The organism is Streptomyces verrucosisporus (assembly GCF_017114865.1).
Lineage (GTDB): Bacteria > Actinomycetota > Actinomycetes > Streptomycetales > Streptomycetaceae > Streptomyces > Streptomyces fenghuangensis.
Genome location: NZ_JADEYH010000001.1, coordinates 285266 through 298792 on the forward strand (window position 1 = coordinate 285266; position 13527 = coordinate 298792).

At 70.6% G+C, this 13527-nt stretch carries 13 protein-coding genes; 10 read left to right on the forward strand and 3 right to left on the reverse strand.

Annotation, left to right across the window (positions count from 1 at the left end):
• Window positions 1-3: 3 nt before the first annotated feature.
• Window positions 4-1461: a cysteine desulfurase/sulfurtransferase TusA family protein gene (locus IQ279_RS01360; protein ID WP_206346380.1), complete on the reverse strand. Its 1458-nt coding sequence runs from the start codon at window positions 1459-1461 to the stop codon at window positions 4-6.
• A gap of 312 nt (window positions 1462-1773) precedes the next feature.
• Between IQ279_RS01360 and ctaC the strand changes: the two genes are divergently transcribed.
• The 4 genes from ctaC (at window position 1774) to IQ279_RS01380 (ending at window position 6175) form a co-directional block, all read left to right on the forward strand.
• Window positions 1774-2718, forward strand: a complete 945-nt coding sequence (gene ctaC / locus IQ279_RS01365) for an aa3-type cytochrome oxidase subunit II (RefSeq protein ID WP_206346381.1) — start codon at window positions 1774-1776, stop codon at window positions 2716-2718.
• 3 nt (window positions 2719-2721) lie between these two features.
• The gene (gene ctaD, locus IQ279_RS01370; protein ID WP_206346382.1) at window positions 2722-4464 is read left to right on the forward strand and encodes an aa3-type cytochrome oxidase subunit I; all 1743 of its coding nucleotides are present in this window, start codon (window positions 2722-2724) and stop codon (window positions 4462-4464) included.
• On the forward strand, window positions 4461-4859 hold the full coding sequence (locus IQ279_RS01375) for a cytochrome c oxidase subunit 4 (protein WP_206346383.1): 399 nt from the start codon (window positions 4461-4463) through the stop codon (window positions 4857-4859). Before ctaD ends, IQ279_RS01375 begins: the two co-directional genes overlap by 4 nt.
• Before the next feature lie 122 nt (window positions 4860-4981).
• On the forward strand, window positions 4982-6175 hold the full coding sequence (locus IQ279_RS01380; protein ID WP_206346384.1) for a L,D-transpeptidase: 1194 nt from the start codon (window positions 4982-4984) through the stop codon (window positions 6173-6175).
• Window positions 6176-6269: 94 nt separating this feature from the next.
• On the opposite strand, the gene IQ279_RS01385 is transcribed toward IQ279_RS01380, so the two are convergent.
• Window positions 6270-6671 carry a hypothetical protein gene (locus tag IQ279_RS01385; protein ID WP_206346385.1) on the reverse strand — a complete coding sequence of 134 codons (402 nt, stop codon included), beginning with the start codon at window positions 6669-6671 and terminating at the stop codon, window positions 6270-6272.
• Between the two features lie 259 nt (window positions 6672-6930).
• Here IQ279_RS01385 and ctaE point away from each other — a divergent pair, with 259 nt between their 5' ends.
• From ctaE to trpD, 5 genes are all read left to right on the forward strand, one after another.
• Complete coding sequence (gene ctaE / locus IQ279_RS01390; protein ID WP_206346386.1) at window positions 6931-7539, forward strand: aa3-type cytochrome oxidase subunit III; 609 nt, start codon at window positions 6931-6933, stop codon at window positions 7537-7539.
• A gap of 55 nt (window positions 7540-7594) precedes the next feature.
• A complete protein-coding gene (gene qcrC, locus IQ279_RS01395; protein ID WP_206346387.1) occupies window positions 7595-8413 on the forward strand; it encodes a cytochrome bc1 complex diheme cytochrome c subunit in 819 nt (272 codons plus the stop codon).
• On the forward strand, window positions 8410-9477 hold the full coding sequence (gene qcrA, locus IQ279_RS01400; RefSeq protein ID WP_206346388.1) for a cytochrome bc1 complex Rieske iron-sulfur subunit: 1068 nt from the start codon (window positions 8410-8412) through the stop codon (window positions 9475-9477). The genes qcrC and qcrA overlap by 4 nt, the downstream gene beginning before the upstream one ends.
• Window positions 9474-11117 (forward strand): cytochrome bc1 complex cytochrome b subunit, encoded by a 1644-nt coding sequence (qcrB, locus tag IQ279_RS01405; protein WP_206346389.1) that lies wholly within the window; start codon window positions 9474-9476, stop codon window positions 11115-11117. Before qcrA ends, qcrB begins: the two co-directional genes overlap by 4 nt.
• A 200-nt stretch (window positions 11118-11317) precedes the next feature.
• Window positions 11318-12382, forward strand: coding sequence for an anthranilate phosphoribosyltransferase (gene trpD, locus IQ279_RS01410; RefSeq protein ID WP_206346390.1), 1065 nt, complete (start codon window positions 11318-11320; stop codon window positions 12380-12382).
• 166 nt (window positions 12383-12548) lie between these two features.
• On the opposite strand, the gene IQ279_RS01415 is transcribed toward trpD, so the two are convergent.
• Complete coding sequence (locus IQ279_RS01415) at window positions 12549-12830, reverse strand: Lrp/AsnC family transcriptional regulator (protein ID WP_206346391.1); 282 nt, start codon at window positions 12828-12830, stop codon at window positions 12549-12551.
• A 436-nt stretch (window positions 12831-13266) separates the two neighbouring features.
• On the opposite strand from IQ279_RS01415, the gene IQ279_RS01420 reads away from it, so the two are divergent.
• Window positions 13267-13512, forward strand: coding sequence for a hypothetical protein (locus IQ279_RS01420; RefSeq protein ID WP_093848576.1), 246 nt, complete (start codon window positions 13267-13269; stop codon window positions 13510-13512).
• Window positions 13513-13527: the final 15 nt, after the last annotated feature.

The following is a 13527-nucleotide window of genomic DNA, read 5'->3' on the forward strand; positions in this document are numbered from 1 at the left end:
GCCTCAGGCGGTGCGGCGCACCCGGTGGGCGTGGCCCCTGACGCCCAGGTACTCGTGACCGCGCATCTCGCACCAGGCCGGGACGTCCAGCCGGGCCGCCTCGTCGTCGGCCAGCAGCAGGACCGTGCCGCCCACCGGCACCCGGCCGATCACCTTCGCCAGTTCGATCACCGGGATCGGGCACCGCTTGCCCCGGGAGTCGACGGTGAGGTCCGCCTCCCGGCCGGAGTCCATGCCCGCGGGCCCGCCGGTCCCCTCGCCCTCCCCGTCTCCCGGTCCGCCTGCCGCGGCGTGCGGGGCGTCGGCCACGGCGGCGGACGGCACCCGGAGCCGGTCGCGCACCTCCCGCACCGCTTCCGGCAGCACCGCCAGGAACGCCTCGACGTCCGCCTCGGCCGTGCCCGGTGGCAGCGACACCCGTACGTTCCCCTCCGACAGCACCCCCATCGCGCGCAGCACATGACTGGGCGTCAGCGTGCTGGAGGTGCACGAGGACCCGGAGGAGACCGAGAACCCCGCCCGGTCCAGGGCGTGGAGCAGCGCCTCGCCGTCCACGTACAGGCAGGAGAACGTCACCACATGCGGCAGCCGGCGCACCGGATCGCCCACCACCTCCACGTCCGGCACCAGCGCGGGCACCTCGGCGCGTACGCGGTCCACCAGGGCGCGCAGCCGTGCCGCCTCGGCGTCCGCCTCCGCCCGTACCGCCCGCAGCGAAGCCGCCGCCGCGACGATCGCGGGGAGGTCGGCGAAGCCGGGGGAGCGGCCCGACTCCCGCTCGTCCGCCGGGGCCGGCGGGGCGAACCGAACCCCCTTGCGTACCGCCAGCAGACCTACCCCGCCCGGACCGCCCCACTTGTGCGCACTGGCCGCCAGCAGGGACCACCGTCCGGGCACCGGGCCCCACGCCAGCGACTGGGCGGCGTCCACCAGCAGCGGTACCCCGGCCTCGGCGCAGACCCCGGCCACCTCCTCCACCGGTTGCTCGGTGCCCACCTCGTGGTTGGCGGACTGCAGGCAGGCCAGCGCGGTCCCCGGCCCCGGGGAGCCGCCCCGCAGCGCCGCGCCGAAGGCCGCCGCGTCCACCCGGCCCGTGCGGTCCACCGGCACACGGACCACCGTCCCGCCGCCGGCCTCGTGGGCCTCGGCGGCGTGGAGCACGGCGGAGTGCTCCACGGCGGAGACCACCAGGGCGCGCCCGGCCCGCCGCCTCCCGGCGAGCGCGCCCGCGACGCCGGTGTGCAGGGAGCGGGTGCCCGACGGGGTGAAGACCAGTTCGTCCGGGCGGCATCCCACCGCCTCGGCCGCCGCCTCGCGCGCCGCGTCCAGCAGCAGCCTGGCCCGCCGGCCCTCCCGGTGCAGCCGGGCGGGATCGGCCCAGCCCTCGTCGAGCGCGGCGAGCAGCGCCTGGCGGGCGACGGGGTGGAGGGGGAGCGAGGAGGCTGCGTCGAAGTAGGGCACACCGGCACGCTAACGCGCCCGCCGCACCGAGTGCCTCCGGGGCCGCACGGCCGCGGAGGCGGTCGTTCCGCCCCTGTCCCTCCTCCGTCCCGGCCCGGCACCGGCCGCTGCCCCGGACCCGGTCACGGCCCCGATTCCACCCCATCGGAGGGCCGCGCGGCGCGTTGGGCACCCTCCCCGCGCGACCCCAAATAGCGTCCAGTAGGGTTTGGTCCGCATAAACATCCAAACCCCTGCCCGCGCCAGGGCCGGCGCCCGACCACACACGGCCGAGCCCGGGCCGAGCGGGCGAGACTCTCGGGAAGGCGCTACGTGAGTCCCAACGGCTCCGACCGCTCGTCGCGGCGCCCGATGCGGCGGAAGCTGCCGCAGGCGCTTGCTGCGGGCCTGGTCCTGGCGACCGCCACCGGTTGCACATACAAGGACTTCCCCCGCCTCGGCATGCCCACCCCGGTCACGGAGGAGGCGCCGCGGATCCTCTCCCTGTGGCAGGGATCGTGGGCGGCAGCGCTCGCGGTGGGCGTCCTGGTGTGGGGCCTGATCCTGTGGTGCGTCATCGTCTACCGGCGCACCAGGACCAAGGTCGAGGTACCCCCGCAGACCCGGTACAACATGCCCATCGAGGCGTTGTACACGGTGGTTCCGCTCATTATCATCTCGGTGCTCTTCTACTTCACGGCCCGTGACGAGACCAAGCTCCTGGAGCTTTCCGAGAAGCCGGACCACGTGATCAACGTGGTCGGCTACCAGTGGAGCTGGGGCTTCAACTACCTGGAGGACGTGGACGGTGACGCCTCCACGTCCAACACGGACGCCGACGAGCTCTCCGGCATCCCCGCCGACATGCTCAAGGCCGTCCCCGAGGGCGCCGAGGGCGTCTACACGGTGGGCACGCCGGGCGACCGGAACCCGCAGACCGGCAACCCCGGCCCCACCCTGTGGCTGCCCAAGGGCGAGAAGGTCCGGTTCATCCTGACCTCGCGCGACGTCATCCACTCCTTCTGGGTGGTGCCTTTCCTGTTCAAGCAGGACGTCATCCCCGGTCACACCAACCAGTTCGAGGTGACCCCCGAGAAGGAGGGCACCTTCCTGGGCAAGTGCGCCGAGCTGTGCGGCACGGACCACGCCCGGATGCTGTTCAACGTGAAGGTCGTCTCCCCGGAGCGCTACCAGCAGCACCTGGAGGAACTGGCGGAGAAGGGCCAGACCGGCTACATCCCGGCGGGCGGAGCCCGCCAAGAGCGAGAAGGCCAGTAACCCGTGAGCATCCTCAACGAATCCCGGGGTGCCGCCGCGACGTCGGATCAGCCGGCGGCGACCCCCGCGCCCCCGCGCCGCAGCCGGCGCGGCAACCGTGTGATCCAGTGGCTGACCACCACCGACCACAAGACGATCGGCACGCTCTACCTGGTCACCTCGTTCTTCTTCTTCTGCGTCGGCGGCGTGCTGGCGCTGGTGATGCGTGCCGAGCTGGCCCGTCCGGGCCTGCAGGTCATGTCGAACGAGCAGTTCAACCAGGCGTTCACCATGCATGGCACGATCATGCTGCTGATGTTCGCCACCCCGCTGTTCGCCGGCTTCGCGAACTGGATCATGCCGCTGCAGATCGGCGCGCCCGACGTGGCGTTCCCGCGGCTGAACATGTTCGCCTACTGGCTCTACTCCTTCGGCTCGCTGATCGCGGTCGGCGGCTTCCTCACCCCCAACGGCGCCGCCAGCTTCGGCTGGTTCGCCTACACCCCGCTGAGCGACGCCGTCCACAGCCCCGGTGTCGGCGGCGACATGTGGATCATGGGCCTGGCCCTCTCCGGATTCGGCACGATCCTGGGCGCGGTCAACTTCATCACCACGATCATCTGCATGCGCGCCCCGGGCATGACGATGTTCCGGATGCCGATCTTCACCTGGAACGTGCTGCTGACCGGTGTCCTGGTTCTGCTGGCCTTCCCGGTGCTGGCCGCCGCGCTCTTCGCGCTTGAGGCCGACCGCAAGTTCGGCTCGCACATCTTCGACCCGTCCAACGGCGGCGCGCTGCTGTGGCAGCACCTGTTCTGGTTCTTCGGCCACCCCGAGGTCTACATCATCGCGCTGCCGTTCTTCGGCATCGTCTCCGAGATCATCCCGGTCTTCAGCCGCAAGCCGATCTTCGGCTACATCGGCCTGGTGGCCGCGACGATCGCGATCGCGGGTCTGTCGATCACCGTGTGGGCGCACCACATGTACGTCACCGGCGGTGTGCTGCTGCCGTTCTTCGCCTTCATGACGTTCCTGATCGCGGTGCCCACCGGTGTGAAGTTCTTCAACTGGCTGGGCACGATGTGGAAGGGCTCGCTGAGCTTCGAGACGCCGATGCTGTGGACGATCGGCTTCCTGATCACCTTCCTCTTCGGCGGTCTGACCGGCGTCATCCTGGCCTCTCCGCCGCTGGACTTCCACGTCTCCGACAGCTACTTCGTGGTGGCGCACTTCCACTACGTGGTCTTCGGCACGGTCGTCTTCGCGATGTTCGCCGGCTTCCACTTCTGGTGGCCGAAGTTCACCGGGAAGATGCTCGACGAGCGGCTCGGCAAGATCACCTTCTGGACGCTGTTCATCGGCTTCCACGGCACCTTCCTGGTCCAGCACTGGCTGGGCGCGGAGGGCATGCCGCGCCGGTACTCCGACTACCTGGCGGCCGACGGCTACACCGCGCTGAACACCTTCTCGACGATCAGCTCGTTCCTGCTGGGCATGTCGATGCTGCCGTTCTTCTACAACGTCTGGAAGACGGCGAAGTACGCGCCGAAGGTCGCCGTGGACGACCCGTGGGGCTACGGACGCTCGCTGGAGTGGGCGACCTCCTGCCCGCCGCCGCGGCACAACTTCGTCTCCCTGCCGCGGATCCGCTCCGAATCCCCGGCGTTCGACCTGCACCACCCGGAGATCGCGGCCCTCGACCAGCTCGAGAACACCGAAGGTCCCGAGGGCCCGGCCCTCTCCGGTGCCAAGGAGGCCGGCAAGTGAAGATCCAGGGACGCATGTTCATCTGGCTGTCGGTCTTCATCCTGGCCGTCGCCGTCATCTACGGCTTCTGGGCCAAGGAGCCGGTCGGCACCACGGCGCTCTTCATGGCCTTCGGCCTGTCGATCATGGTCGGCTACTACCTGGCCTTCACCGCCCGGCGGGTGGACACCGGAGCGCAGGACAACAAGGACGCGGACGTCGCCGACGACGCCGGCGAGCTGGGCTTCTTCAGCCCGCACAGCTGGCAGCCGCTCGTCCTGGCCGCGGGCGGGGCGTTCGCCTTCCTCGGCGTGGCCATCGGCTGGTGGCTGGTCTACATCTCCGCGCCGCTGCTGCTCATCGGTCTGTTCGGCTGGGTCCTGGAGTACTACCACGGCGAGAACCAGAACCAGTGAACCGGTAGGGAACCAGTAGCCCTACCCCCTTACGCACGGGTCATCTCCGGACACACTCCGGAGATGACCCGTTCGTACGTGTCCGGCTCGTCCGTTCCGAGCAGCGTTCCTACCGTGGCAGCATGAGTCGTGGATCACGCAGGACGGCAATGATCTGCTTCCTGATACTCGCGCCGCTCGCGGTGGGACCCACCGCGTGCAGCAGCGGCGAGCGGCCTCAGGACGCGGCCCCCTACGACGCCACCGCGCACGTCTCGCTGAACACCGGCGGGAAGGACCGTGCCGCGGACCCGGACAAGCCCCTGGAGATCACCGCCCGCGACGGCAACCGCATCACGGACGTGCGGGCGGTCGACACGGCGGGCCGCCGCCTGGAGGGCGAGCTGACCGCCGACGGCTCCCGCTGGCGCAGTGACACCCCGCCGGCCGGCGCCATGCGCTACACCGTCGTCGTCAGCACCGAGCGCGGCGACGGCTCCCAGGGCCGCCGCACCGCCGGATTCACCACCCGGCCGGCGACCGGCGGCAAGAGGCTGGAGGTGGACCTCGGGCCGGACAACGGCACCTACGGCGTCGGCCAGCCCATCACCGCCGAACTCAGCCGGCCGGTCAGGGACGCCCGTCAGCGAGCGATCGTGGAACGCGCGCTGAGGGTGGAGTCCTCGCCCGCCGTCGAGGGCTCCTGGCGCTGGATGGACGACCACACACTCCACTACCGCCCGCGCTCCTACTGGCCCGCGCACGCCACCGTCGAGGTGCGCGGCAGCCTGGAGGGCGTGTGGATCAGGGACGGGCTGCGCGGCGGGAAGGCGGAGCCGGTGCGCATCCGGACCGGCGACCGCGTCGAGGCCGTCGTGGACATCGACAAAACGAAGATGACCGTCCGGAAGAACGGCGAGGCCGTCCGGACCATCCCGGTCACCACCGGCAAGCCCGGGTTCCGCACCCGCGAGGGCGTCAAGGTGGTGCTCGGCCGACAGGCCGCCGTACGCATGACAGGCACCAGCATCGGCATCCCGGCGGGCAGCGCCGACTCCTACGACCTGGACGTCCGCTGGGCCGTGCAGCTCACCGACAGCGGCGAGTTCGTCCACGCCGCGCCCTGGTCGGCGGCGCACCACGGCAAGGACAACGTCAGCCACGGCTGCACGGGCATGAGCATGGAGAACGCCCGCTGGTTCTTCGACAACGTCCGCCAGGGCGACGTCGTCCGGTACGTGGGAGGAGACGGGCCGAGGATGCCGGCCTTCGGCAACGGCCTCGGCGACTGGAACCTCTCCTGGCAGCAGTGGCGCGAGGGCAGCGCCCTGGGCTGACCGGGACGGAAGGAGCACAGATCACCCGAAAGAGGCAGGGGCCGCTGCCGGCACCCCGAGGTGCCGGCAGCGGCCCCTGCCCGCGGGCGGGCTCTCAGGCGGCCGCGTGCTCGTCGCGGCGCAGCAGCCCGGCCAGGGCGTCGGCCAGGAGCACCGGGTCCACCGGGTGCGCGACGGCGGCCTCCGCCCGGCTCCAGGTCGCGAGCCAGGCGTCCTGCGGGCGGCCGATCAGCAGCAGTACGGGCGGGCAGTCGAAGATCTCGTCCTTGATCTGGCGGCACACGCCCATCCCGCCGGCGGGCACCGCCTCGCCGTCCAGGACGCAGACGTCGATGCCGCCCTCCTCCAGGGCCGTGAGCACGGCGGGAAGCGTGGCGCACTCCACGTACTCGACCCGCGGCACGTCGGCGGCCGGTCGGCGCCCGGCGGCCAGCCGCACCTGCTCGCGGGTGTTGGCGTCGTCGCTGTAGACCAGCACCGTGGCGGTCGGCTGCATGGTTCCTCCGTGTCCTCGGGGACGCCCGCCGGGGGCGTCTCGGGGTGTCTCGGGGTGGCTCAGAGGTCCACGGGTCCGTGGAGCCACGGACCTGCGGGCCGTGTATGCCGTCGTTGGCGGATGCTACTCCGTCCCGGCCCGTCGCGTCAGGGATCCGGAAGGCCCGGGGATGGGCTGTCTGAGCAGGACATGGGAGGTTGACACACCGAACAGGACCCCCCGGGGTGAGGGCCGGATAAGCGACCGACATAATGTCGGCGTGGCGACAGCAACAGCAGTAGATACCGGGCACGCGCACCCGTCGGTCAACAGGCCGAACCTCACCAGCGTCGGGACCATCATCTGGTTGAGTTCCGAGCTGATGTTCTTCGCGGCCCTCTTCGCGATGTACTTCACCCTCCGGTCGGTGACGGGAGCCGAATACTGGACGGAACGGGCGGACATCCTGAACCTCCCGTTCGCGGCGACGAACACCACGATCCTGGTGCTCTCCTCCCTGACCTGCCAGCTCGGCGTCTTCGCCGCCGAGCGCGGTGACGTGAAGAGGCTGCGCCTGTGGTTCGTGATCACGTTCGTCATGGGTGCGATCTTCATCGGCGGCCAGGTCTTCGAGTACACCGAGCTGGTCCACGAGGGCGTCTCCATCTCCTCGGGGCCGTACGGGTCGGCGTTCTACCTGACCACCGGCTTCCACGGCCTCCACGTGACGGGCGGCCTGATCGCCTTCCTGTTCGTCCTCGGCAGGACGTACATGGCACGGCGCTTCACGCACCACCAGGCCACCGCGGCCATCGTGGTGTCCTATTACTGGCACTTCGTCGATGTCGTCTGGATCGGCCTCTTCGCCACCATCTACCTGATCAAGTGATCAGGCAGTACAGCCAGAAGCATCGACGCAGAAGATCCTGACACCGGGGTAATCCGTGAAAAAGCTCTCCGCACGACGGCGCCATCCGCTGGCGGCGCTCGTCGTCCTACTCTTCGCGCTGGCGGCCACCGGGGGGCTGTACGCCGCGTTCGCCCCCGCGGACGAGGCGAAGGCCGACACCTCGGCCGCGTCCTCGCAGTCTCTCGCCATCGAGGAGGGCGAGAAGCTCTACGCCACCGGCTGCTCCAGTTGCCACGGAACCGGCGGCCAGGGCACGAGTGACGGCCCCACCCTCGTGGGCGTCGGCGCCGCGGCCGTGGACTTCCAGGTGGGCACCGGCCGCATGCCGGCCCAGTCCCCGGGCGCCCAGGCGCCCAAGAAGCCGCAGGTCTACACGCAGGCGCAGATCGACCAGCTCGCGGCGTACGTCGCCTCGCTGGGCCCCGGTCCGAGCATCCCGACCGAGGAGCAGTACGACCCCGCGGGTGCCGACAGCGCCGCGGGCGGCGAGCTGTTCCGCACCAACTGCGCGCAGTGCCACAACTTCACCGGTGAGGGCGGCGCCCTCACCAACGGCAAGTACGCTCCCTCGCTCGACGGTGTCTCCGACAAGCACATCTACGAGGCGATGCTGACCGGCCCGCAGAACATGCCCGTCTTCCCCGACTCGGTGCTGCCCGAGGAGGAGAAGCGGGAGATCATCGCCTACGTCAACGATGTCCAGGGTGAGGACGAGAAGTCTCCCGGCGGCTTCAAGCTGGGCGGCTTCGGCCCGGTCGCCGAAGGCATGTTCGCGTGGACGATCGTCCTCGCTCTTCTGATCGGCGTCGCCGTGTGGGTCGCGGCGCGTACCGCCAAGGCCAGGAAGTCATGAGTAGCCACACCGGATCCCACGACGTGCCAGACGAGAACCTGCCGGAAGGGCGCGAGAGCACCCACGGCGAGGCGGCGACCAGGGCGCAGAACCCGTTCGCCGACCCGGGGCTGCCGCCCCACGAGCCGCGTGTCCAGGACATCGACGAGCGGGCCGCCAAGCGTTCCGAGCGCACCGTCGCCCTGCTGTTCACGGTCTCGATCCTGGCCACCATCGGCTTCATCGCCTCCTATGTGATCTTCCCGATCGACCAGTACGTCTTCATCTGGCCGCTCGGTGAGATCAGCGCCCTGAACTTCTCGCTGGGCATGACGCTGGGCATCGCCCTGTTCTGCATCGGCGCCGGCGCGGTCCACTGGGGACGCACGCTGATGTCGGACCACGAGCTGATCGGCGAGCGCCACCCGATCGAGGCGGACGAGCCGACCCGCACGCAGGTCCTCGCCGACTTCTCCCAGGGCGCCAAGGAGTCGCAGCTCGGCCGCCGCAAGCTGATCCGCAACACCATGTTCGGCGCGCTGGCCGTGGTGCCGCTGTCCGGCGTGGTGCTGCTGCGCGACCTCGGCCCGCTGCCCGAGGACAAGCTGCGCCACACCGCCTGGGAGAGGGGCAAGCTGCTCGTCAACCAGAACACCGACGAGCCGCTGCGTCCCGAGGACATCACCGTCGGTTCCCTGGTCTTCGCCAAGCCCGAGGGCCTGGAGGAGGGCACCCACGAGTTCATGGCGGAGATCGCCAAGGCCGCGGTGATGCTCGTGCGCCTGGAGCCGAAGGACATCAAGGACAAGCAGGAGCTGGACTGGTCCCACGAGGGCATCGTGGCCTACTCCAGGATCTGCACCCACGTCGGCTGCCCGGTCACCCTGTACGAGCAGCAGACCCACCACGTGCTGTGCCCGTGCCACCAGTCGACGTTCGACCTGGCCGACGGCGCGCGGGTGATCTTCGGCCCGGCCGGCCACCCCCTGCCGCAGCTGCGGATCAGTGTCAACGAAGACGGCTACCTCGAGGCGCAGGGCGACTTCGCGGAGCCCGTCGGCCCGAGCTTCTGGGAGCGCGGATGAGTACTGCAGGCGACGCCCCGAAGCGCCGGGGCAAGGCACCCGCCGGCGAGCGGGTCGCGGACTGGGCCGACGGCCGGCTGGGCATCTACAGCCTGGCCAAGGCCAACATGCGCAAGATCTTTCCGGACCACTGGTCCTTCATGCTCGGAGAGATCTGCCTCTACACCTTCATCATCATCATCCTGACCGGTGTCTACCTGACGCTGTTCTTCAACCCGAGCATGGCCGAGGTGGAGTACCACGGCGCCTACGTGCCCATGCAGGGTGTGCACATGTCGCAGGCGTACGCCACCACCCTGGACATCAGCTTCGACGTCCGCGGCGGTCTGCTCGTGCGGCAGATCCACCACTGGGCCGCGCTGATGTTCCTGGTGGGCATGTTCGTCCACATGATGCGCGTCTTCTTCACCGGCGCGTTCCGCAAGCCGCGCGAGATCAACTGGCTGTTCGGCTTCCTGCTGCTGGTGCTGGGCATGTTCACCGGCTTCACCGGCTACTCCCTGCCGGACGACCTGCTCTCGGGCACCGGTGTCCGGTTCATGGAGGGCGCGGTCCTGTCCGTGCCGGTGGTCGGCACCTACCTCGCCTTCTTCCTCTTCGGCGGGGAGTTCCCGGGAACGGAGATCATCCCGCGGTTCTTCGTCGCCCACGTCCTGCTGCTGCCCGGCATCATGCTGGGCCTGGTGGTGGCACATCTGATCCTGGTCTTCTACCACAAGCACACCCAGTTCGCCGGTCCCGGACGGACCGAGAAGAACGTCGTCGGCATGCCGCTGCTGCCGGTCTACATGGCCAAGGCGGGAGGCTTCTTCTTCCTGGTCTTCGGCGTCATCTCGGTCATCGCCGCGACGTTCACCATCAACCCGATCTGGGTGCTGGGCCCGTACCGGCCGGACCAGGTGTCCACCAACGCGCAGCCAGACTGGTACATGGGCTTCTCCGAGGGACTGATCCGCGCGATGCCCGCGTGGGAGATGGTGCTGCCCGGCGGCTACACCCTCAACCTGGGCGTGGCCATCCCGCTGGTGATCATCTTCCCGCTGGTCCTCACCTCGATCGCGGTGTACCCGTTCATCGAGTCCTGGATCACCGGTGACAAGCGCGAGCACCACATCCTGGACCGCCCGCGCAACGCCCCGACGCGCACCGCGTTCGGCGCGGCCTGGATCAGCCTGTACTTCCTGCTGCTGGTCGGTGGCGGCAACGACCTGTGGGCGACCCACTTCCACCTGTCGATCAACGCCATCACCTGGTTCGTCCGGATCGGCTTCTTCGTGGTGCCCGTGGTGGTCTTCATCATCACCAAGCGGATCTGCCTGGGTCTGCAGCGGCGCGACCGCGAGAAGGTGCTGCACGGCCGCGAGAGCGGCATCATCAAGCGGCTGCCGCACGGTGAGTTCGTCGAGGTGCACGAGCCGCTCTCCCAGGAGCAGCTGCACACGCTCACCGCGCACGAGCAGTACAAGCCGCTGGAGATCGGCCCGGAGACGGACGAGAACGGCGTACGGCGCAAGATCGGCCCCGTCCAGAAGCTCCGTGCCAGGCTCAGCCGGGGCTACTACGGCGAGGGCAATCAGGTCGCCAAGCCGACCGCGGAGGAGTTCAAGGAGCTCACCAGCGGCCACAGCCACGGCCACTGAGTCACGGCCGCCGAGTCCGGTACCGGGTGTCGCCACACCCCGGGCCCCGGTCCTCCTCAGGGAGGGCCGGGGCCCTCGGCGTCGCGGGTGTCCGGACTGCGGGCAGCGGCCGTGGACGCCGCGGCGCGCCGTTAGGCTGGCTGCGGGCCGCCGAGCCGATCCGGCCGCCCCCGCATCCGACCACGCCAGGAGTGATTCCCATGAGCGCTGCTACGACCACCGGAGGCGACACCGTGGCGGCGCGCACCTGGCCGGACGTGCTGAGCGCCCTGCTGGCCGGCGAGGACCTGCCCACCGGGAGCACCGCCTGGGCGATGGACCAGATCATGCGCGGCGAGGCGACCGACGCCCAGATCGCCGGGTTCGCGGTGGCGCTGCGCGCCAAGGGCGAGACGGTCGACGAGGTCACCGGACTGGTCCGCGCGATGTACGAGCACGCCAACGTGATCGAGGTGCCCGGTCCGTCCGTCGACATCGTCGGCACCGGCGGCGACCGGGCCAGAACGGTGAACATCTCGACGATGTCCGCGATCGTGGTGGCCGGCACGGGCGCGCGCGTGGTCAAGCACGGCAACCGTGCGGCCTCCAGCGCCTCCGGCTCCTCGGACGTCCTGGAGAAGCTGGGCGTGAACCTGGACCTCAGCCCCGAACGGGTCGCCGAGGTCGCGCACGAGGCCGGGATCACCTTCTGCTTCGCGGTGAGGTTCCACCCCGCGCTGCGCCACGTGGCCGCGGCCCGCAGGGAGCTGGGCGTGGCGACCACCTTCAACTTCCTCGGCCCCCTGACCAACCCGGCCCGGGTGAAGGCCCAGGCCACCGGTGTCGCCGACGCCCGGATGGCGCCGATCATGGCGGGCGTGCTCGCCGAGCGGGGTACGTCCGCGCTGGTCTTCCGCGGCGACGACGGCCTGGACGAGCTGACGGTGACGGGCACCTCGACGGTGTGGGTGGTCCAAGGCGGCGAGGTCCGCAGCGAGACCTTCGACCCGCGCGACGTCGGCATCCCCCTGGTGCCGCTGGAGGCGCTGCGCGGTGCGGACGCCGCCTACAACGCGGACGTGGCCCGGCGGCTGCTGGAGGGGGAGGAGGGGCCGGTGCGGGACGCCGTACTGCTGAACTCCGCGGCCGCCCTGGCCGCCCTGGAGCCCACCGGGGCGCCGCTGGCCGAGCAGATCGCCGCGGGCATGGAGCGGGCCGCCCACTCCATCGACTCCGGCGCGGCCAGGGCGGCGCTGGAGCGCTGGGTGGCGGCCAGCAACACCTGAGGCCGCGCGCCCCCGCCCCGCCCCCGGGTGCGGCCCGCCAGGGCCTCCCGCGGGGAGCCCGCAGGGAGGCCCTGGCGGGCCGCCGGGAGGAGCGGACGGCACGGCCCCGGCACACCGCGTGTGCCGGGGCCCGACCCGACCGGCCGCTTCCGGCGGCCCGCGGGTCTCAGGAATCGAGCCCGATGGCGAAGGCGGCCTCCAGATCGTGCTGGGAGTAGGTCCGGAAGGCGATGTGGGTCTCGGTGGACTCCACACCGGGAACCTTGCTGATGCGGCCCGGGATGACCTCCGCGAGATCGTCGTGCTGGGCCACGCGCACCATGGCGATCAGGTCGTGGGCGCCGGTCACCGAGTAGACCTCGCTGACCCCCTCCAGCGCGGCGATCTGCTCGGCGATCTCCGGGATGCGGTCGGTACTGGTCCTGATGAGCACGATCGAGGTGATCACGGTTTTCCCTTCTACGGGGGAGGGGCCGCGGCGGCGCCTCGGCGGGCCTTTCGTTCTCGTGGTCCCAACCACAGGCGGAACCGGCCCGCTCACTGTAGCCGCCGCCGGCGGCGTGCCCATGGGGGCGGGGGTGCCGTGGGACGCGGGGGCGGACCGGCCCCGCGGGCGGTGCCGGAGCGGATACGGGCCCCCGCCGCGGCGCGCCGGGCGGCCGCCAGGCCGTAGGGTTGCGGGGATACCCCCGGCCGGATGCCCGGGGTACGCGCACCACGTGAGCGTCTTCCGGCGTCCGGGTCACCCGGGTACCGAAGAGCGCCGGAAGACGGCGGGGTGGCAGTACGACGGCAGGAAGACGGCAGGACCGAGACGAAACGCGGCAGTGGACGCGCCGCCGCCGGCGCCGGCGGCGCGGGAAGACCGAGGAGAGGACAGGATGATGCCGGTTCCCCGACCGAACGAAGGATCGCGGTGGCGCTGCACGATGTGCGGCAACCTCACCCGCTTCGATGTGACGCGCTCCAGCAAGGTGGTGGAGTACGTCCATCTGGACCTGGCCGGGGAACCGAGGGTGGAGGAGCGCGAGGTGCTCAGTGAGACGATCGAGTCGGTGCGCTGTCGCTGGTGCAACGCGGTGGACCAGGTCGAACTGGTGGACCGTCCCAGCTCCGGCGCGCAGGTGTGACGACGGGCGGGTGTG

Excerpts from the sequence above, each read along its gene's own strand:
- IQ279_RS01380 (WP_206346384.1), top strand. The coding sequence starts at position 4,982 with ATGAGTCGTGGATCACGCAGGACGGCAATGATCTGCTTCCTGATACTC.
- IQ279_RS01385 (WP_206346385.1), bottom strand. The coding sequence starts at position 6,671 with ATGCAGCCGACCGCCACGGTGCTGGTCTACAGCGACGACGCCAACACC.
- qcrA (WP_206346388.1), top strand. The coding sequence starts at position 8,410 with ATGAGTAGCCACACCGGATCCCACGACGTGCCAGACGAGAACCTGCCG.
- qcrB (WP_206346389.1), top strand. The coding sequence starts at position 9,474 with ATGAGTACTGCAGGCGACGCCCCGAAGCGCCGGGGCAAGGCACCCGCC.
- trpD (WP_206346390.1), top strand. The coding sequence starts at position 11,318 with ATGAGCGCTGCTACGACCACCGGAGGCGACACCGTGGCGGCGCGCACC.
- IQ279_RS01420 (WP_093848576.1), top strand. The coding sequence starts at position 13,267 with ATGCCGGTTCCCCGACCGAACGAAGGATCGCGGTGGCGCTGCACGATG.